The sequence below is a fragment of the Massilia sp. YIM B02769 genome (assembly GCF_030411995.1).
Lineage (GTDB): Bacteria > Pseudomonadota > Gammaproteobacteria > Burkholderiales > Burkholderiaceae_D > Telluria.
In genome coordinates this window covers 221199-241234 of record NZ_JASNRC010000010.1, presented here as the reverse complement: position 1 = coordinate 241234, position 20036 = coordinate 221199, and the positions used below count along the sequence as shown (strand labels likewise).

Below are 20036 nucleotides of genomic sequence, written 5' to 3'. Positions count from 1 at the left end.
ATGCGTTTACTCCTCTGGTTAGTCGCCCTGATGGCCGCCGCCATCGGCATCGCCGTGACGGCGCGCTTCAATCCGGGCAACGTGGTGCTGTTCTATCCGCCGCACCGGATCGACATGTCGCTGAACCTGTTCGTGGTCTTGCTGGCGGCGCTGTTCCTGATGCTATATGGCCTGGTGCGCGCGGTGCGCTCGACGCTGCGCATGCCGCAGCGCGTGGCCGCCTACCGCCTGCGCAAGCGTGAGCGCGAAGGCAACAAGGGCCTGCGCGATGCGCTGAAAGCGCTGCTCGAAGGACGCTTCGGCCACGCCGAAAAGGCCGCGATGCGCGCCGCCGAGCTGCCCGAGAACGCGGGCCTGGCGGCCCTGATCGGCGCCCGCGCCGCCCACCGCATGCGCGAGCCGGCGCGGCGCGACGCCTGGCTGGCGGGCATCGCCAGCGACAACAGCATGAAGACGGCGCGCCTGATGACCGTGATCGAGCTGCTGGTCGATGACCACCAGCCGGAAGCGGCGCTGGAAGCGGCCGAGGAGCTGAACGCCAGCGGCCAGCGCCACATCCACGCGCTGCAATGGTCGATGAAAGCGCACCAGCAGGCACGCAACTGGCCGGAAGTGCTGCGCCTGGTGCGCATCCTGGACAAGCGCAAGGCGCTGCATCCGGCGCTGGCGGCGCGCCTGCGCGAGCTGGCCTACGAGGCGCTGCTGTCGGAAGAGGGGCACGATCCGGAAGCGATCCGGCGCGTGTGGGCCGACGTGCCGGCGGCGGACCGTACCAAGCCGTACATCGCGGCGCGCGCGGCCACCGCCTTCAATGCCAGCGGCCTGCATGACGAGGCACGCGTGATTGCCGAGGACGCCTTGCGCGCGGGCTGGGACGAGCGCGTGGTGCGGGCCTACCGCGACGCGGCCGGGCCGGCGGGATCGGCGACGCTGCTGGCGCAGATCGAAAATTGCGAAGGCTGGCTGCGCGAGCGGCCGAACGATGCGGAACTGGCGTTTGCGCTGGGCTCGCTATGCCTGCGCCAGAAATTGTGGGGCAAGGCGCAGCGTTACCTGGAGGGGGCGCTGTCGGACGCGACGGATTCGGCCATGGTGCGCGACGTGCACCTGAAGCTGGCGCAGCTGCACGAGGCGCTGGGGCAGGATGAGAAGGCGGCGGGGCATTATCGGCATAGTGCGTTGGCGAATATGCTGTGATGGGGTGGCTTGTCGTGGACAGCGTGTGCTGCTGATAATGGGGCTGTTGCCTGACGCGTTATCGGCCCATTGAATCCGCGTGGGCACGGGGTGCCCACCGTACGGTTGGGGCCGCGGGTTCGGCACTGCGTGCCTCGAAAATGAAACCTCGGCGTTGGTGCGTCGGTTTGTGGCCCGGAACATTTCCCGTACGGTGGGCACCCCGTGCCCACGCGGATTCAACACACCACTGCCGCCACAGGCAACAGCCCCGCTACCGCCCGCCCATCCTCCCGAGCATTGCCGCACCACACACCCCGCATGCCCCGGACAAGCTGATGCCTATTCGATATAATGCTCCCCTTTATTGAATCTTCAGCAACCAAGGAACACTCCATGAGCTTGAACAACGTCCCAGCCGGCCGCGATGTGCCGAACGATTTCAACGTCATCATCGAAATCCCGATGAATGCCGATCCGATCAAGTACGAAGTGGACAAGGACACCGGCGCGATCTTCGTCGACCGCTTCATGGGCACCGCGATGCACTACCCGTGCAACTACGGCTACGTGCCGCAAACCCTGTCGGACGACGGCGACCCATGCGACGTGCTGGTGATCACCCCGTTCCCGCTGATCCCTGGCGTGGTCGTGCGTTGCCGCGCGATCGGCGTGCTGAAGATGACCGACGAAGGCGGCGGTGACGCCAAGGTCCTGGCTGTGCCAGTCGACAAGATCTTGCCGATCTACAGCCACTGGCAGAAGCCGGAAGACCTGCAAGACCTGCGCCTGCAGCAGATCCAGCACTTCTTCGAGCACTACAAGGACCTCGAAAAAGGCAAGTGGGTCAAGGTCGAAGGCTGGGCCGGTCCGGAAGAAGCGAAAGCCGAGATCGTCAACGGCGTCAACGCTTACAACGCCAAGCAGAAACAGCAGTAATACCCCATGCGCCTTATTGGCGCCGTGGAAGAAAAAGGCCGGCGCCCTCGGGTGGCCGGCCTTTTGTTTTGTTGCTGCTGCTTTCAACGAGCGCCTGACAGCCTTGCGCGACCGCGTTCAGCGAGCACGCATCACCATCATCTCGCGGCCGCGTTCAGCGGCACAGTTTAGCGGCTAAATTTCCCCAACCACCTTTACCAGCCAATATCCTGCAAGAGCGGATAGGTCAGGTCGCGTGGCGGCGTCACCGTATGCGACAGGTCCGAGTTAATCGACGGCTCCATCAGCTGGTTCGGCTTGGCGTCGGTCGTGTAGTGCGAGGTCGACGAGCCCGGCGCGTTGGTGGTCGGCGTGTACATCAGGATGCGGCGTTGGGCGTCGGTGCCGGCCAGGCGGTTCGGGTCGATGCCGAGGCTGGCGGTCACGCCGGAACGGGTGCGCGAACGGGACTGCAATGCGGCGCGCAGCGTGTTGCCGGCTTCCTGGGTCACGCGCACCGATGGGATCGTGATGCTCGGATCGTCGCCGCTCATGCCGGTCGCTTCGCCGGGCGCATTGTCGGCCACGATCATGCCGATCGCACCGGCCGCCTGGACGTTGCGCGCCTTGGCGACGAAGTCGCAGCTGCCGCGCGAGACCAGGGCAATGTTGCCGCGCACCGCCAGCGTGTTCAGCTCGTTGAGGGCGGTGCAGGCCAGGCCGGTGCCGTCGGGCTGCTCGACCACCGGCATCAGCTGGCCGCTGACGGTCGTGGCGCCCAGCGGCGGGCCGAAGGAGGCGTCGCCGACTTCGTAGTTGCCGGCCGCGTTGCCGGCGGCACTGCCGGCAACCGTCAGGCGCGACTTCGGATCGAGCACTTGCGGCACGGCGGCGGTGACGATCGGGCCGTTCCACGACAGGCCGTCGCCGCTGATGGCCGAGGCCACGCGCTCGGCGGGCGTCATGTCGACCCACAGGCGCTCGGTACGGTTGTCGACCAGGTAGTGGTCCCAGATCGACGGGATGTCCTGGATCTCGGCGCCGGTTTCGTCGTCGGTGAAGGTCTGGAAGCCGAGGCCGTGGGCCATTTCGTGCAGCAGCACCGTGACCAGGTCGATCTGGCTGCCGGCATTGTTGTCGGTGCCGAGATAGAAGCCGGAGCCGGGCAGGCAATCGGCAAACAGGCCGAGACGCGAATTGAAGCGCGCGATGATGTGCGGCTCGCCCGGCGTGGCGACGTCGACTCCGGCCAGCTTGCTGGCCAGCGCGCTCGGATACCAGGTGTTCTGGCGCGGCGCGTTGGTGAAGTCGGACCAGATCTCGTTGGCGCCGGCCGAGCCGAGCACGGCGCTGTTGGCGGTGCACGAAAGCGGCACGAAGGAGGCGCCGATGCGGATCGGCACATTGCTGGTGAGGGTGGCGCCCCAGATGTTGGCCGCATGCTGGAAGGCGTACAGGCGCTGCTGGCCGAGCGTGGTGCCGGGGTTGCCGCCCACCGGGGCCACCGGCGTCGGATCGTTGAAGCCGATGCCGGCGGCGTTCTGGTTGACGATGGTGATGGTGGCGGCCTGGGCGAAGCCGGCGGCGCCGGAGGCGGCAAGGGCGAGGGCCAGGACGGCCAGCGCGCCGGCCGGGCGCAGCGCGGATTTAACGGACTTCATGGCGACCCTCCTTGTCATCGTGTGCCTGTTCGGCTTGCCCGGTGGGTGCTCCCTGGCTGTGCCCGTGCTGGCCGTGGCCATGGACGGCGTGCTCGGCCGCCTCTTCGCCGCGGACGCATTCGTCGCTCAGCTTGCCGTCGCCGTCGCGCGTGACCACGGAATACACGAGGCCGCGCTCGCCCAGGCGCACCTGGCGCGCCCCGCTCGCATGGGTGACCATCGACGGCCGCGCCGGCGCCGTCATCGCGCTGGTGGTCTTTGGCGCCAGCGCGCGGGACTCGGCCGCGGTCGGCGCGCGCAGCTGGCCGGTCTGGGCGTCGCGGACGACGACCATGCCTTGCTGGTCCTGGGCTGAGGCGTGGTGAGGCATGAAGCAGATGGCGGTCAGGGGCAGCGCCGCTAACAGTTTTTTGGATGACATGGTGGGTCTCCGGAACGCGTTTGACTGCTCAGTTTGCTTCTCGGTTTGCCTGCCTGCGGCGCATGACAGTCAGGGCACCAAGGCCAAGGGCCAGCATGGCGTACAGCGAAGGTTCCGGCACCGCCGTGACTACTCGGACCGTGTCGAGACCGACATAGTTCAGGCTATCGGCGTATCCGACGTAGCGGAACGCGAAACGGCCTTCGCCCTGGAGGTTGAGGTTGCTGCTCCAGGCGGTCCAGTCCGTCGGGTAAGGCGAACCGACGCCGCCGAAGGTGGCGAGCAGGGTGCCGAAGGCGGTGGTGCCGCCGCTGCTGCCCGGCGCCCAGCGCACTTCCAGGAAGTCGGAAAAGCCCGGTACGGCCTCGTGCGCGGTGTAGAACGAGAAGTTGGTCAGGCCGGTGAGCGTGAGGACCGGCGTGATCAGCCAGTTGTCGACCACGCCCTGGCCGTTGGCGGCGCCGAGGAAGCTGGCGGCGGCATACGAATCGGCGGCGCCGGACTGCGCACCGAAGACGTCGGCATTGCCCTGGAACCAGCTGCTGCCGGCCGGCGAACTGTTGTTCACCAGGGTCCAGCCTGTGAGACCGGCGACGTTGCCGAAACCTTCGTTGAGGATCTCGACGCCGGCGGCACTGGCGGCCCCGGGCGCGAGCGTCGCCAGCGCAAGCGCGCCGGCCGCTGCATACGACTTGAGTGTGTTCATGGATGAGCTTTCATGCGAAGCCAGAAGGATGGCGTCGAACTCGCGCCTGGCTGACACGAGGCCATGGTTCAGTTCATCATATGAGCTGAACAAGAGCGAACCTTGATCTTTATTCAAGGTGCGCTGTAACTCAGCGGTTTGGGGAATCGGAGGGGGCGTAGGGTGGACACCTGTGTCCACGCGGTATGGTACCGATGCAAACCACCATGGTTTACACAAGCCGGTAATAATGGAACATGGTGGTGTTCGAAAGGTGAAACAGCGTGGGCACAGGTGCCCACCCTACGAAAGCCGCGAACGCGAATGTTCGCGGCAAAGAGGAAGCGTCAGCGCTGCGCGAAGTAGCTGCGCAGCCGCAGCTTGCCGACGATCCCAACCGGGAAGAAATAGATCGACAGTACGAACAGCACGCCCAGCCACAGCATCCAGCGGTCCGGGTGCACGGCCGCGGCCAGCAGCGGCACGCCTTCCAGCGCGCTTGATCCATGCGCCATCAGCTCCTTCAGGTAGTTCTGCGCCAGGATGAACAGCGCCGCGCCCACCACCGCGCCGTACATCGTGCCCATGCCGCCGATGACCACGATCAGCAGGATGTCGGTCATCACCTCGAAGCCGAGCGAGGTCTTGGGTCCGACATAGCGCAGCCACAGCGCCATCAGGGCGCCGGCCAGCACCGCCACCAGCGCCGCCAGGCAGTTGGCCCAGATGCGGTAGACCACGGTGCGGTAGCCCAGCGCCTCGGCGCGGAACTCGTTCTCGCGGATCGCCTGCAGCACGCGCCCGAACGGCGAATTCACCAGGCGCAGCAGGAACAGGAAGAGCAGCAGGCAGCCGAAGAACACCAGGTAATAGGTGAGCAGCTTGCCGTCGATGGCGCGCCCGAACACCTCGTTCTCGATCAGCGTGAAGCCCGGCGTCAGCACTTCCGGCACGCTGAAGGTCTTGCCGTCTTCGCCTCCGGTGAAGTCCGACAGCTGCGACGCCAGCACCGCGAACGAGGACGCCACCGCCAGCGTGATCATGGCGTAGAAGATGGCGCGCACGCGCAGCGCGAACAGGCCGACGATGAACGCCAGCACCAGGGCCAGCAGCAGCGCCAGCCCCAGCCCCTTCAACGCCACGCCCCAGGTCGGTTCATCGACGGATGCCAGTCCGAGGCCGATGCCATAGGCGCCGATCCCGTAGAACATGGTGTGCGCAAACGAGACGATGCCGGTGTAGCCGAGCAGCAGGTCATAGGACGCCACGAGCACGATATACACGCAGATCGTGGCCGCCATGTTCAGCGGACGGGCGCCGGCCGTGAGGAAGGGCGCAAAGGCGAGACCCAGCAGGATCAGCACCAGCACGGCACTCAGGATGCGGCTGCGCGGCAAATCGCCGGAAAGGAGTGTGTTCAGCATGCGCTCAGCCCCGCATCTTCGAATACAGCCCGGCCGGGCGCCACAGCAGGATCGCGATCATCAGGATGATGTTCGAGACCAGCGCGATCTTCGGCGCCAGGAAGCCGGCATAGTTGGCTACCAGCGCCATCAGCAGGGCGCCGATGAAGCAGCCGCCCACCGAACCGAGGCCGCCGATGATGATCACGATGAAGATCATGATCATGATTTCGCCGCCCATCGCCGCCGACAGGGTTTCCTTGTACAGGCCCCACATCACGCCGCCCAGGCCGGCCAGCGCGGAACCGGCCGCGAACACGCCGACGAACAGGCGGCGGATGCGGTAGCCCAGGCTCTCGACCATTTCGCCGTTTTCGACGCCGGCGCGGATCAGGAGGCCGATCTTGGTGCGGTTCAGGGTCAGGAACATGGCGGCGAACACGACCAGGCCGACGATCACGGCCACCAGCCGGTATTTTTCGATGGCGGCGTCGCCCAGGAAGATGGCGCCGCGCAGGCTGGTCGGCAGCGGCAGCGGGATGGTCTCGGCGCCCCAGATCACGTTGATCAGCTGCTCGGCGACGATCATGCCGCCCATGGTGATCAGGATCTGTTTTAAATGCTGGCCATACACCGGCATGATGATCACGCGCTCGAAGGCCCAGCCGAGCAGGGCGGTGACCAGCATCGCCACCGTCACGGCCAGGGCCAGCACGCCGAGGTTGACCAGCAATGAATCCATCTCGAGCCAGCCGCGCATCGGCAGCAGCACCAACGTAGCGGCAAACGCGCCCACCGAGACAAAGGCGCCATGGCCGAAGTTCAGCACGTTCATCAGGCCGAACACCAGGGTCAGGCCGCTGGCCATGATGAAGATCATCATGCCCATGGCGAGGCCGGCGACGGTGAGCGTGATCCAGGTGGGGAAGCTGCCGACCAGGGGCAGCATGAGCAGGGCCAGCATGGGCACCAGCAGCACCGGCGCGATGTCGCGCGGGGCGCTCGGGAGCGGCGCATCCGCCGCTTGCGCTGGCGGGGCGGCGGAAGATGCGGCGGATGATGCAACGCCGGCGCGGGGAAGAGTAGCAGGCATCGTAAGAATCCTATTGGTGTGCGGCCAGCGACAGGCCGAGCAGGCGCTGCTGCAGCGCTTCGTCGTTCGCCAGCGCCGCCATCGTGCCGGCATGGGCCACGCGGCCGTCGTCCATCACGCTCACGGTATCGCCGAGCGAGCGCACGAAGTTGAAATTCTGCTCGACCAGCAGGATGGTGGTCTCGTGTTCCTTGAGTTCGCGGAAGGCCGCGATCAGGCTTTGCACGATGCTCGGGGCCAGGCCCTTGGTCGGCTCGTCCACCAGCAGCAGCTTGCGCGGTTCGACGATGGCGCGGGCGATCGCCACCATCTGCTTCTGGCCGCCTGAGAGGTTCCCCGCCGGGTAGTTCCAGAATTTTTTCAGGGCCGGGAAGAAGCCGAAGATCCACTCCACGCGCGCCATGTCCATCGGACCGCCACGCGCCGCCAGGTGCAAATTCTCACGCACGCTGAGGTCCGAGAACACGGCCATGCTTTCCGGGACGTAGGCGATGCCGAGGCGGGCGATGTCGGGCGTGGCCAATTTGCTGATGTCCTGGCCGTCGAAATGGATGCTGCCGGCGCTGGCCTTCCACAGGCCCATGATGGTGCGCAGGGTGGTGGTCTTGCCGGCGCCGTTACGGCCGAGCAGCACCGACAGACCGCCGCGCGGCACCGTCAGGTCCACGCCTTGCAGGATGTGGTACTGGCCGATGTGGGTGTGGACGCCCGCAAGCGTGAGCAGTGGTTCAGCCATGGGCGGCGGCGGGTTCGGTGTCGGGTGTTCCAAGATAGGCTTCCTGTACGATCTTCGATTGCATCACTTCATGCGGATCGCCGTCCGCGACCAAGGTGCCGTTGTGCAGCACGATGATGCGGTCGGCGAGCTGGCGCACCACGTCCATCTTGTGCTCGACCAGCAAGACCGTCCTGGCGCTGTCGCGCTTTACGGACTGGATCAGGTCCAGCACCACCGGCACCTCGTCGACGCTCATGCCGGCGGTCGGCTCGTCGAACATCAGGATGTCGGGTTCCAGCGCCAGCAGGATCGCGACTTCCAGCTTGCGCTGGTCGCCGTGCGAGAGCGCGCCGACGCGCGCCTCGCGCTTGCCCAGCATGGCGACGCGCTCGAGGTAATGCTCGGCGCGCGCGATCAGTTCCTTGTGCCCGAACCAGACCGAGAACATGTTCATGCCCAGGCCCGCGCGGCTCTGCACCGCCAGGCGCACGTTCTCCATCACCGTCAGGTTGGGGAACAAATTCGTCAGCTGGAAGGCGCGCCCGATGCCCAGGCGCGTGCGGCGCGCGGCGCCGGCCTTGGTCACGTCCTGGCCGTTCAGGAGCACGCTGCCCGAGGTGGCCGGCAGCTGGCCCGAGACCAGGTTGAAATAGGTGGTCTTGCCGGCCCCGTTGGGACCGACAATCACCGTCAGCGTGCCCGGATAAAAGTCCGCCGTCACCGCGTTGACCGCGACGTGGCCGCCGAAGCGGATCGTCAGGTCGCGCGTCGACAGCGAGGGCGCTTGCGTATTCAAGGCCGCCATGTCAGCGCTTGTTCTTGACCGGCAGCGGCATGTCGTTGACCGGGATCTCGCGCACCAGTTCCAGCAAGTCCCACTCGTTGGCCTGGTTCTTCTTGATGCGGAAGTGGTACATCGATTGCAGCGCCTGGTGGTCTTCCTTGCGGAAGCTCATCTTGCCTTTCGGGGTATCGAAGGACATGCCTTCCATCGCCGTCACCAGCTGTTCGCTGTTCCCATTCGGGACTTTCGACAGGGCGGTGTGGACCGCGCTCGCCGCTGCGAAACCGCCGGCCGTGAACATGTCGGGCGGCGCCTTGAAGCGCTTCTGGTGCTCGGCCACCAGCCAGTCGTTCATCTTGTTCTTCGGGAAGGCGTAGTAGTAATAGATGGTGCCTTCGGTGCCGGCATAGTTCTTCCAGGTTTTCATGACCGGCAGGATGTTCCCGCCCGGCGCCAGGTGGATGCCGTAGCGCTCGGGCTTCATGTCGGCCAGCTTGTTCATCGGGTTCGGGCCGGCCCAGACGATCTGCAGCACGCGCGGCTGCGGCTTGTCCTTCAGGGCGTCGAACAGGCGCTGGGTCGAGGCGGTGAAGTCGGTGGTGGTCATTGGCGCGTACTCTTCGTGCACCACCCTGGCCTTGCTGCCGGTGGCCGCCAGCGCTTCCTTGCCGGCCTTGATGGCGTCGCGCCCGAAGGCATAGTCCTGGGTCAGGAAGCCGACGCTGCCTTGCTTCAGGGTGCTGGCCGCCGCCATCGCGTCCTGCATCGAGCTGCGCGCGGTGCGGAAGATGTACTTGTTCCACTTGTCGCCGGTAATCGCATCGGCCACGGCCGGTTCGATGATCAGCACCTTCCTGTATTCCTTGGCCACCGGCAGCATCGCCAGCGCCGAGCCCGACGAGGTGGTGCCGACCGCGATGTCGGCCTTGTCGTCGCCATAGGCTTCGGCCAGCAGGGTGCGGCCGAGGTCGGGCTTGCTCTGGTCGTCCTTGACGATGACCTTCAGCTTGCGCCCGTTGATTTCCATCTTGCCGCCGGTGAGGTATTCCAGGCCCATCATGAAGCCGGTCTCGGTTTCCTTGGCATAGGCCTCGAGGGCGCCGGTCTTGCCGGCGATGAGGGCGATCTTCAGGTCTGGGCCGGCGGCCAGCGCGGCGGGTGCGGCGCCGAGGGCAAAGGCGGCCACGATGGAAGCGGCGAGAGGTGTGATCAGGTGCTTCATGTTGTCTCCTGTCTTTCTGGTTCTGTTATGGAAGCTGGTCCAGGAAGCGGCGGATCGCGTCCAGCGCCGCCGGCTCGGTCAGCATCGGCGCGTGGCCGATATCCGGCACTTCGGCGTACGCCATGGCCGGCGCGGCGCGCCGCATCCAGGCCGCCTGGTCGGGTTCGACCAGGTCGGACAGGGCGCCGCGCACCAGCAGGGTGGGGCGCCGGTGCGCCAGGCGCCGGAAAGCCATGCGCGCCGCCAGCGAGGTGGGCCGCAGTTGTCCCGTTTGCAATGCTAACGCAATTTTCGGGTCGTAACGCAGGGCCAGCTGGCCGGAATCGTTGGCGGCAAAGGCACGCTGCGCCCACTTGTCCCATTCGGCATCCGGGTTGCCGGGGAAGGCGCAGGCATTGATGTCCTTCAGGTAGTGGGCCGCCTCGTCCCAGGTCGACAATACGTTGCAGCGGCCGGCATAGCCGGCGATGCGCGCCAGGCCTTTTTTCGACAGCACCGGTCCGACGTCGTTCAGCACCGCGCCGGCGATCAGGTCGAGGTGGCGCATGGCCAGGGTCATGGTGATCAGGCCGCCCATCGAGGTGCCGACAAAGACGGCGCGGGCGATGCCGAGGTCGTGCAGCAGCTTGACGACGTCGCCGGCATACACGGGCGGGTTGTAGTTGGCCGGATCGGGATCGTAGGCCGAGTGGCCGCGCCCGCGTACGTCGGGCGCGATCACGCGCCGGCCCGTGCGCGCGATTTCCGGCGCCAGCTCGTCGAAGTCGGCCGAGTTGCGGGTCAGGCCGTGGATGCAGACCACGGGCAGGCGCGCCGGCCCCGAACTGGCGGCGTAGTCGCGCGCATACAAGCGCAGGCCATCGCCGCTCGTATAGCTGATTTCAGTGTAAGTGGACATGTGGCCTGTCATGGTTGGGGTTAAGGCTGGCAAAGGGCGTCCTCCCGGCGCCCTTGCCTCCGACCGTCGGGCGGCCGCTCAGAACTTCACGTTCACGGTGGCGCGCACGGTGCGCGGGTCGCCGTAGAAGGCGGTCACGCTGTTGAAGAAGCCGGCGAAGTTATAGCCTGCCACCTTGTAGCGCTTGTCGGCCAGGTTGCGCCCGTGCAGGCCGACCTGCAACTTGCGGTCGGCGCTGGTCCAGACCAGGCTGGCGTCCCAGAGTGCGAAGCCGTTCTGGGACAGCGCCAGGTTGCCGGGAACGGTCGCATCCAGGGCGGCGACGCCGGTGGCGCGTGCGATCTCGGTCTGGTACACCTTGCTCTTGTAGGAGACGTTGTTGGTCAGGCTCAGGGTGCCGTTGCGGCCGGCCACCCCGAACGGCCACTCGTAGCTGACGCCGAGGTTGGCGGCGTTGCGCGGCGTATTCTGGAACTCGGTGCTCGGCGCGATATTGGCCAGTCCGGCGCCGTTCGCCACCAGCCACTCCTTGTACTCGGCGTCGATATAGCTGTACATCGCGTTCACGCTGAGCTGGTTGGTGAGGTAGGCGATTGCTTCCAGTTCCAGGCCCTTGATCTTGGCCTTGCCGGCGTTGGTGAGGGTGCCGGCGAAGCCGTTCACGCTGCCATCGGCGGCGAAGGTAGGGATCGAGCCCGGGATCTGGACGTTCTTGTAGTCGGTGTAGAACACCGCCGCATTGGTCTGCAGGCGGCCGCCGTCCATTGCCGATTTCAGGCCCAGTTCGGTGGTGCTGACTTCCTCGGGGGCCACGCCCTCGCGCTTGACCAGCGAGGCCGGGGTGTTCGGGCCGCCGGATGCGACCAGGTCCATGCGCGGGTCGAACATGCCGCCCTTGAAGCCCTTCGAGAAGGTGCTGTACAGGTTGTGTTCCGGCGCCAGCTTCCAGCCGAAACCGATCTTCGGCGTGAACTTCTTGTCGGTACGGTTCAGGTCGTTCTTGCCGAGGTTGGTGTTCGGTGCGCCGAAGATGATGGCGGCCGGGTTGCCCAGGTTCGGCGAGCCGGCCAGGCCGAGGTAGGTGGCCTTGAAGACGGCGGCGCTGCGCTCGTCGCTGGTATAGCGCCCGCCCAGGGTGATGTTGAAGGTATCGGTCAGGCTGTAGCTGGCGTCGGCGAAGACGGCCCAGGTTTCGGTGTCGATGTCGTCGCGCGTGAGCAGCGACAGGCCGCCGGCCGCGTTGTACAGCACGTCGAATTCGTTAAAGGCGTTCGTCTTCATGTAGAACACGCCGGCCACGCCCTGCCAGCGGGAGCCGGTGTAGGTGAGCTGGAATTCCTGGCTGGTCTGGCGGTCGCTGTAGATCGACGGCGCTTCCCACAGCGGCGCATTCAGCGAGTCGAAGTCGATCGGGGCATAGGACTTGGATTTGCGGTGGGCCGTGACCGACTTCACCGACAGGGTCGGGTCGATCGTGTATTCGAGCAGCAGCGAGGCGCCTTCGGTGGTCACCTTCTGCTGGTGGCCGTTCACCGCGTACAGGTTGGCGCGGGTGTCGTATTCGCTGGAGAGCGGCGCCAGGTTGGCGGGCGCCGGGCCGGGGGTGAGACGGTAACCCTGCTTGGGTTCCGACTTGTCGACCGTCTTGTCGGCCGTGAAGCGCACGAAGAAGTCGGTGGTCGGCGTCAGTTCGGCGCTGATGCGGCCGGCCAGCACGTCCTTGTCGTAGTTCTCGCGCCCATTGACCACGTTGCGGCCGAAGCCGTCGCGGTTGAAGGTGCCGACCGTGGCGCCGAGGCGCAGGATGTCCGAGACCGGGATGCTGCCCTTGACCACCAGGTCCTTCTGGCCGTAGTTGCCGACCGTGGCCTTGACGTCGGCCGTGGGCTTCGAGGCCAGCTTGCGAGTCACATACTTGACCGCGCCGCCGATGGTGTTGCGGCCGTAGAGCGTGCCCTGCGGGCCGCGCAGCACCTCGATGCGTTCGAGGTCGTAGATGTCGGTCAGGGCGCCTTGCGGCCGGGCGAGGTAGACGTCGTCGAGGTAGATGCCGACGCCCTGTTCGTAGCCCGCCACCGGGTCTTGCTGGCCGATGCCGCGGATGTAGGCGGTGAGGGTGGTATTCGTGCCGCGCGACGCCTTCAGCGTGGTGTTCGGTACTTTTTCGGTGAGGGCGGTGATGTCGGGGATCGCCTGCTTTTCGAGTTCGGCGGCCGAGAGGGCGGTGACGGCGCCCGGCACATCCTGGATCAGTTCGGCGCGGCGGCGCGCGGTCACGATGACCTTGCTGATGTTGTTTTCGGACGAGGCCGCGGTGGTGGCGTTGGCGTCGGCGCCGGCCTGTGTTTCCTGTGCTTGCGCCATCCCGAACGTGCCGCCATAAAGCGCCAGCAGGACGGCGGTGGACATGGCAGTACGGTTGAGCAGCTTCGTTTTTTTGTTGGTCAGATGCATCGTTGTCTCCTGTTTTTGGAATGGCGGCGCGTGTTCGCTGATCTGCACCCTCACGCACGTCGAGCAGTGTGCCTCGGCTGGGACTGGCTGAAAAGATAACAATCCGCCCACCCTGTGTGCGAATTTGCACAAGGCCGTGCACAGCCGCGGTGCATACGCATCGTGCATGCTGGCTGGGGAAAATGCTGCAAGTGCACAATTTTCGTGCCGTGGCAGCCGTTTGAGGGAATTGATTGCAGGAGGAATGTGCACTGGTGCACAATAGATCATCTTGACATATTTAAACAAAACTGAGCAAGTGTGCCGATGAATAGCCTGCCTGAGTGGACCGACCTGCGTTTCTTCCTCGAACTGGCGCGCGCCGGCACCCTGTCGGGCGCGTCGCGGCGCCTGGATGTCGAGCACACCACGGTCGCGCGCCGCATCGACCGCCTGGAAAAGGAACTCGGCTCGACCCTGTTCGACCGTTCGCGCGAAGGCTACGAACTCACCGAGATGGGCCATGCGCTGCTGCCGCATGCCGAGGCGATGGAAGGCGCGGCCCTGGCGGCGGCCGAGCAGCTCGGCGGCGCCGAGGTGGCGGCCCATGGCGTGGTGCGGCTCGGGGTGCCGGAAGTCTTCGGCGTGAAGGTGGTGGCGCCGCTGCTGGCCGGGCTGCTGGAGGCGAACCCGGACCTGTCGATCGACCTGCTGGCGCTGCCGAGCTTCGCCAATCTTGCGAATCGCGAGGCCGACCTCGGCGTGATGCTCGACCCGCCCACCACCGGGCGCTACATGGTCACGCGCCTGGCCTCGTTCCGCTTCTACCTGTATGCATCGCCGGATTACCTCGACAAGCATCCGCCGATCCGCCAGCAATCCGACCTGGCCCAGCATTACTTCGTCGACTACGTGCAGGACCGCCTGGCCAGCCGCGAGCTCTCGTACATGGGCGAACTCGGATTCACGCCGCGGCGCCGCCTGTGCTGCTCGGGCATGACGGCGCAGATCGAGGCGGCCTCGCTCGGCATGGGCCTGATGATGGCGCCGCCGTATGCGGTGCCCGACGACGGCAAGCTGGTGCAGGTACTGCCGGGCTTCCATGCCGAGCGCTCGTTCTGGCTGGCCGCACCGACCGACCTGTATCGCCTTCGGCGCGTGAAGGTGGTCTGGAACCTGCTGCGCGATTACGCCGACAGCCAGCCTTCGCTGTTCGTCTGAGTTGCCTCGACCCCGCCGCTGTGCCGGATACGATGATTGTCACGGCGGTCTGATCGTGGCAGGATGAGATGCCATCCAAGCGGAGAACGCCATGCACCCTGTCCGGTCCGATCTCGCCTCACTCGACACCCACCAGCGCGACATGCGCAGCGGCTACCTGGGCGGCGCCCCGGGCGTGCTGGTGTCCGGCTCGGTCTGGGCCGTGGCCGCATGCTTTGCGGCCTGGGTGTCGCCCGAGCGCGCCATGTGGGCGCTGTTCGGCGGCGGCGTGGTCATCCATCCGATCGCGGTGCTGTGCGCGCGCCTGCTCGGCGCGCCGGGCAGGCATACGCCCGGCAATCCGCTTGGCGCGCTGGCCATGGCCACGACGTTCTGGATGATCGCGATGCTGCCGCTGGCGTATGCCATCGCGCTGTGGCGCATCGAGCTGTTCTTTCCCGCGATGCTGCTCGTGATCGGCGGGCGCTATCTCTGCTTCCACACGCTTTACGGCAAGCGCCTGTACTGGGTGATGGGAGCCGTACTGGGCCTGGCTGCCTGGGGGCTTGCCAGCCTGGGTGCGCCGCCGGTGTGGGGGGCGGCGGCGGGGGCCTGTATCGAGATCGGGTTTGCCTTTCTGTTGCTGGCGGGGGCGCGGCGCGAAGCGGGGGGGCGGGCCATACCGGTCTAGCAGGACGATCGCAAGGGGGACGCGGGGCGCCCACCCTGCCTGTGCACGCGTTGCTTGAACGCGTGGACGGGGAACCCGTCCACCCTACTGGTTGCAGGTCAGTCGGATAGGCCTGCGTTGCGGAAGGGATTGCGCTCGTTCAGTTCGTCCATGTAGTCGTCGATACCGCCGGCTTCGCGCTCGAGGAAGCGTTCGATCGCATCCGCGAACGAAGGATGGGCCAGCCAGTGCGCCGAATACGTGCGGGTCGGCAGGAAGCCGCGCGCCATCTTGTGTTCGCCCTGGGCGCCGCCTTCGAAAACCTTGATCCCTTGCTCGATGCAGAACTCGAGCGGCTGGTAATACGCCGCCTCGAAGTGCAGGCAGGGCACGTGCTCGATCTCGCCCCAGTAACGCCCGTACAGGGTGTCGGCGGTGTGGATCACGAGCGAGGCCGCGATCGGACGGCCTTCGCGTTCGGCGATCACGAGCAGGATATTGTCGGGCATGGCGGCCCCGATGCGGCGGAAGAAATCCAGGTTCAGGTAGGGCGTCGAGTAATGCGCCGCATACGTGTGGCGGTAGCAGCGGTTGAAGAAGCGCCATTCCTCATCGGTGATGTCGGCGCCGCGCACCCGGCGCAGCAGGACGCCGGCTTCCTTCACCTTGCGCCGCTCGGCGCGGATGTTCTTGCGCTTCTTTTGCTCCAGCGTCGCGAGAAAGGCCTCGAAATCGGCATAGCCCGGGTTCAGCCAGTGGAACTGTACGCCGCTGCGCAGCAGGAAGCCGGCATCCTGCAACTGGCGCGCGTGTTCTTCGGGCGGGAACAGGATGTGGGTCGACGAGACCTCGGTTGCCGCCTGGGTGGCGCGCAACACCTCGATCAGGGCGGCGCGCGCCGCGTCGTCGCGCGCCAGCAGGCGCGGGCCGGCCACCGGCGTGAACGGCACCGCCGACAACAGCTTCGGGTAGTAATCGAGGCCGTGACGCTGGTAGGCATCGGCCCAGGCCCAGTCGAACACGTATTCGCCGTAGGAGTGGCCTTTCACGTACAGGGGCAGGGCGGCGGCGAGCGCGTCGCTGCCGTCATAGAGCGCGATGTACTGCGGCTGCCAGCCGGTCTCGGGGCAGGCGCTGCCGGATTCGTGCAGCGCGTGCAGGAAGGCGTAGGACAGGAAGGGATTGGCTTCGCCCTGCAGGGCCAGCAAGCCGTCCCAGGCGGCCTGGCCTATTTCGGACAAGGATGAAACAATATGCGTGCGATAATTAAAAGTGGCGTTCAAGATGACGTCCAGATTGCTTCGATACGATGAGAAAGATGACTTGCCATGCGAAAGACCACGAGATGAACAAGCCATTCTATAACCTCTACTCGCACCAGTTCGCCCGCGTGGCGGTTGCCATCCCGCGTTGCCGCATCGCCGACCCGGCCTACAACGTCGAACAGACCCTCGCGCTGGCGCGCCAGGCGGCCGACGAAGGCGCGGCCCTGGTTGCGTTTCCGGAGCTGGGCCTGTCGGCCTACAGCTGCGAAGACTTGTTCCACCAGCGCGCGCTGCTCGATGCCTGCGAAGCGGCCCTGGCCGCCGTGGTCGAGGCTTCGACCTCGCTGCCCCTGGCGATGGTAGTGGGCCTGCCGCTACGGGTCAATCACCAGCTGTTCAATTGTGCGGCGGTGGTCGCGAACGGCCGCGTGCTCGGCCTGGTGCCGAAAAGCTTCCTGCCGAACTACGGCGAATTCTACGAATCGCGCCAGTTCTCGAACGCCGACAGCGCGAATGTCGATTACGTCGAGCTGTTCGGCGAAATGATTCCTTTCGGTGCGAACCAGGTGTTCGAGGTCGAGAACCTGCCGCTGCTGCGCTTCCACGTCGAGATCTGCGAAGACGTCTGGGTGCCGGTGCCGCCGTCCTCGTTCGCGGCGATGGCCGGCGCCACCGTGCTGGTGAATCTGTCGGCCTCGAACGTTTTGGTGGGAAAAAGCACCTACCGCCACCAGCTGGTGAGCCAGCAGTCGGCGCGCTGCATGGCGGCCTACCTCTACACCTCGGCCGGACGCGGCGAGTCGACCACCGACATGGCCTGGGACGGCCAGGCCATCATCTACGAAAAGGGAGAATTGCTGGCCGAGTCGCCGCGCTTCCTCGACGAGTCGCACATCATCTTCGCCGACGTCGACCTGGAACGCCTGTCGCAGGAGCGCATGCGCGCCACCACCTTTGCCCAGTCGGCGGCGCGCCATGGGGCCGAGGTGAGCAAGTTCCGCGTGCAGCGCTTCGAATTGGCGCTGCCGCTGGAGCGCACGCTTCTCCTGAATCGCGAGATCGAACGCTTCCCCTACGTGCCGGCCGACCGCGCCTTGCGCGACGAGCGCTGCACCGAGGTCTACAACATCCAGGTGCAGGCCCTGATCCAGCGCCTGTCGTCGAGCGGCATCCAGAAAGTGGTGATCGGCGTCTCGGGCGGCCTGGACTCCACGCATGCGCTGCTGGTGTGCGCCGCAGCCATGGACCGCCTCGGCCTGCCACGCACGAACATCCTGGCCTATACCATGCCGGGCTTCGCCACCAGCGGGCGCACCCTGAAGCAGGCGCACGACCTGATGCGCGTGGTCGGCTGCTCGGCCCAGGAAATCGACATCCGCCCGAGCTGCATCCAGATGCTGAAGGACCTGGGGCACCCGTTCGCGGAAGGGAAGGAGCAGTACGACATCACCTTCGAAAACGTGCAGGCGGGCGAGCGCACGAACCACCTGTTCCGGCTCGCGAACCACCTGGGCGCGATCGTGATCGGCACCGGCGACCTGTCCGAGCTGGCGCTGGGCTGGTGCACCTATGGCGTGGGCGACCACATGTCGCACTACAACGTGAACGCCAGCGTGCCGAAGACCCTGATCGCCCACCTGGTGCGCTGGGTGGCCGAAACCGAATCGGTGGTGGCCGGCGGCGCCGAGGTGCTGCTGAACATCCTGGGCACCGAGATCAGCCCGGAACTGGTGCCGGGCAAGACCGGCGAAGACGGCAACGAGCAGCCGGCGCAGGTGACGGAAAGCGTAATCGGACCCTACGAGCTGCAGGACTTCAATCTGTACTACATCCTGCGCTACGGCTTCGCGCCGACCAAGGTGGCCTTCCTGGCCTATAGCGCCTGGCGCTCGCGCCTGGAAGGGCGCTGGCCGGACGAACACGGTGCGCGCAACGAATACGACCTGGCCGCGATCAAGCGCAACCTCGGGATCTTCCTGTGGCGCTTCTTCAAGACCAGCCAGTTCAAGCGCAGCTGCGTGCCGAACGGACCGAAGGTCGGCAACGGCGGTTCGCTGTCGCCGCGCGGCGACTGGCGCGCGCCGAGCGATTCCGAGGCGACGGTCTGGCTCGACGACCTGGCCAGGATTCCAGATTGAATGCGCCAGATTGAATGCGCCAGATTGAATGCGCCGGATTGAAGCGCCGGACCGAACACCATTATTAGAAGAAAGGGAGTATCCATGAAGCAGATTACCTGCGTGATCAAGCCATTCAAGCTCGACGAAGTGCGCGAGGCGCTGGCGGACGTGAATGTTACCGGCCTGACCGTCACGGAAGTGAAGGGCTTTGGCCGCCAGAAAGGGCATACCGAGCTGTATCGCGGCGCCGAGTACGTGGTCGACTTCCTGCCGAAGGTGAAGATCGAAGTGGTGGTCGACGATGCCATCACGGACCAGGTGGTGGACGCCATCATCAAGGCCGCGCGCACCGGCAAGATCGGCGACGGCAAGATTTTTGTTCAGGATGTGCAGCAGGTGATCCGCATCCGTACCGGCGAGACCGGGCCGGACGCGGTGTAGCAGGGCGCGTTTCAACGGTGGGTTCGAGAACCCACCCTACCGTCCCATCTGGATATCGAACTTCCAGGTGATCAGGCGCAGCGCACTGATGAACAGCGCGCTCGTCCACAGCGCGAAGTCGTGCGACAGGTCGGTGTATAGCCCCATCATCAGGAACATCCAGTTGCCGAGGAAGGCGCACAGGGCATACGGCTTGCCGTCCCTGAACACCATCGGCACTTCGTTGCAGACGATGTCGCGCAGCACACCGCCGAAGATCCCCGTGATCACGCCCATCATCGAGGCGATGAAGATCGGCATGTTGGCGTCCAGCGCGGCCGAGGTGCCGGCAATCGAGAACAAGCCCAGTCCCACGGCGTCGGCGATCACGATCAGGCGTTCCGACACCATGTGGCGCAGCGTGCGGATCAGAGGAGAGGCGATCAAGGCCAGCACGAAGATGGCGATCGCGTATTCCTGGTGCGTGACCCAGAACAGCGGACGGCGGTCGAGCAGAATGTCGCGCAGCGTGCCGCCGCCAAATGCGGCGATGAAGGCCACCGTGAATACTCCCACCAGGTCCATGCGCTTGCGGCGCGCTTCGATGAAACCGGAAAAGGCGCCGACCAGGATTGCCACGATTTCGATGAACTTGATGAGGGTCATGCATGCACTGGGCTGTTGGTAAGTTGCTAGCCTAACATGCCAACAGCTTAAAGCGATAGGACGCTGCGTGCGGAGTGCGTGTGCAGGCTGTGCTTAAGAATATTTGCCGAATAACTTGCTTGAAATGTTCTTTTTGTGTCGATTCAGATACGTAACGAGCCACATTGATCACACGTATTTTAGTCGAGAATTTTTACACGTTAGACGGTGATGTAGTTTATAAGCTTGTAAGGGTTTGATTCATTGAAGAGTTTCTATCAGGCACGGTGATTGCTTATCCAAG

General features: G+C 65.5%; 18 protein-coding genes. 6 read left to right on the top strand and 12 right to left on the bottom strand.

Annotation, left to right across the window (positions count from 1 at the left end):
* Together QPK31_RS17880 and ppa are read left to right on the top strand one after the other, a co-directional pair.
* Window positions 1-1197 carry a heme biosynthesis protein HemY gene (locus QPK31_RS17880; RefSeq protein WP_290424249.1) on the top strand — a complete coding sequence of 399 codons (1197 nt, stop codon included), beginning with the start codon at window positions 1-3 and terminating at the stop codon, window positions 1195-1197.
* 375 nt (window positions 1198-1572) lie between these two features.
* Window positions 1573-2115, top strand: a complete 543-nt coding sequence (gene ppa / locus QPK31_RS17875) for an inorganic diphosphatase (RefSeq protein ID WP_290424248.1) — start codon at window positions 1573-1575, stop codon at window positions 2113-2115.
* A 194-nt stretch (window positions 2116-2309) separates the two neighbouring features.
* On the opposite strand, the gene QPK31_RS17870 is transcribed toward ppa, so the two are convergent.
* From QPK31_RS17870 to QPK31_RS17825, 10 genes are all read right to left on the bottom strand, one after another.
* The gene (locus QPK31_RS17870) at window positions 2310-3755 is read right to left on the bottom strand and encodes a PA domain-containing protein (protein WP_290424247.1); all 1446 of its coding nucleotides are present in this window, start codon (window positions 3753-3755) and stop codon (window positions 2310-2312) included.
* On the bottom strand, window positions 3742-4176 hold the full coding sequence (locus QPK31_RS17865; RefSeq protein ID WP_290424246.1) for a post-PEP-CTERM-1 domain-containing protein: 435 nt from the start codon (window positions 4174-4176) through the stop codon (window positions 3742-3744). The genes QPK31_RS17870 and QPK31_RS17865 overlap by 14 nt, the downstream gene beginning before the upstream one ends.
* Before the next feature lie 28 nt (window positions 4177-4204).
* Window positions 4205-4882 carry a choice-of-anchor J family PEP-CTERM protein gene (locus QPK31_RS17860; RefSeq protein WP_290424245.1) on the bottom strand — a complete coding sequence of 226 codons (678 nt, stop codon included), beginning with the start codon at window positions 4880-4882 and terminating at the stop codon, window positions 4205-4207.
* Window positions 4883-5208: 326 nt separating this feature from the next.
* On the bottom strand, window positions 5209-6285 hold the full coding sequence (locus QPK31_RS17855) for a branched-chain amino acid ABC transporter permease (RefSeq protein ID WP_290424244.1): 1077 nt from the start codon (window positions 6283-6285) through the stop codon (window positions 5209-5211).
* A 4-nt stretch (window positions 6286-6289) separates the two neighbouring features.
* Complete coding sequence (locus tag QPK31_RS17850; protein ID WP_374045821.1) at window positions 6290-7357, bottom strand: branched-chain amino acid ABC transporter permease; 1068 nt, start codon at window positions 7355-7357, stop codon at window positions 6290-6292.
* 10 nt (window positions 7358-7367) lie between these two features.
* The gene (locus QPK31_RS17845; RefSeq protein ID WP_290424243.1) at window positions 7368-8093 is read right to left on the bottom strand and encodes an ABC transporter ATP-binding protein; all 726 of its coding nucleotides are present in this window, start codon (window positions 8091-8093) and stop codon (window positions 7368-7370) included.
* On the bottom strand, window positions 8086-8880 hold the full coding sequence (locus tag QPK31_RS17840) for an ABC transporter ATP-binding protein (RefSeq protein WP_290424242.1): 795 nt from the start codon (window positions 8878-8880) through the stop codon (window positions 8086-8088). Before QPK31_RS17840 ends, QPK31_RS17845 begins: the two co-directional genes overlap by 8 nt.
* Window position 8881: 1 nt before the next feature.
* Window positions 8882-10081: a substrate-binding domain-containing protein gene (locus QPK31_RS17835; protein WP_290424241.1), complete on the bottom strand. Its 1200-nt coding sequence runs from the start codon at window positions 10079-10081 to the stop codon at window positions 8882-8884.
* 25 nt (window positions 10082-10106) lie between these two features.
* Window positions 10107-10979 (bottom strand): alpha/beta fold hydrolase, encoded by an 873-nt coding sequence (locus QPK31_RS17830; RefSeq protein ID WP_290424240.1) that lies wholly within the window; start codon window positions 10977-10979, stop codon window positions 10107-10109.
* A gap of 78 nt (window positions 10980-11057) precedes the next feature.
* Window positions 11058-13433, bottom strand: coding sequence for a TonB-dependent receptor (locus QPK31_RS17825; protein ID WP_290424239.1), 2376 nt, complete (start codon window positions 13431-13433; stop codon window positions 11058-11060).
* Window positions 13434-13739: 306 nt separating this feature from the next.
* Between QPK31_RS17825 and QPK31_RS17820 the strand changes: the two genes are divergently transcribed.
* Window positions 13740-14633, top strand: a complete 894-nt coding sequence (locus QPK31_RS17820; RefSeq protein ID WP_290424238.1) for a LysR family transcriptional regulator — start codon at window positions 13740-13742, stop codon at window positions 14631-14633.
* A 91-nt stretch (window positions 14634-14724) separates the two neighbouring features.
* Window positions 14725-15303, top strand: a complete 579-nt coding sequence (locus QPK31_RS17815; protein ID WP_290424237.1) for a hypothetical protein — start codon at window positions 14725-14727, stop codon at window positions 15301-15303.
* A gap of 98 nt (window positions 15304-15401) precedes the next feature.
* Here QPK31_RS17815 and QPK31_RS17810 read toward each other — a convergent pair whose 3' ends face one another.
* On the bottom strand, window positions 15402-16565 hold the full coding sequence (locus QPK31_RS17810) for a GNAT family N-acetyltransferase (RefSeq protein ID WP_313174885.1): 1164 nt from the start codon (window positions 16563-16565) through the stop codon (window positions 15402-15404).
* 62 nt (window positions 16566-16627) lie between these two features.
* On the opposite strand from QPK31_RS17810, the gene QPK31_RS17805 reads away from it, so the two are divergent.
* Window positions 16628-18685, top strand: coding sequence for an NAD(+) synthase (locus QPK31_RS17805; protein ID WP_290424235.1), 2058 nt, complete (start codon window positions 16628-16630; stop codon window positions 18683-18685).
* A gap of 84 nt (window positions 18686-18769) precedes the next feature.
* A complete protein-coding gene (locus tag QPK31_RS17800) occupies window positions 18770-19108 on the top strand; it encodes a P-II family nitrogen regulator (protein WP_229434918.1) in 339 nt (112 codons plus the stop codon).
* A 36-nt stretch (window positions 19109-19144) separates the two neighbouring features.
* On the opposite strand, the gene QPK31_RS17795 is transcribed toward QPK31_RS17800, so the two are convergent.
* On the bottom strand, window positions 19145-19753 hold the full coding sequence (locus tag QPK31_RS17795) for a trimeric intracellular cation channel family protein (protein ID WP_290424234.1): 609 nt from the start codon (window positions 19751-19753) through the stop codon (window positions 19145-19147).
* Between the last annotated feature and the right edge of the window lie 283 nt (window positions 19754-20036).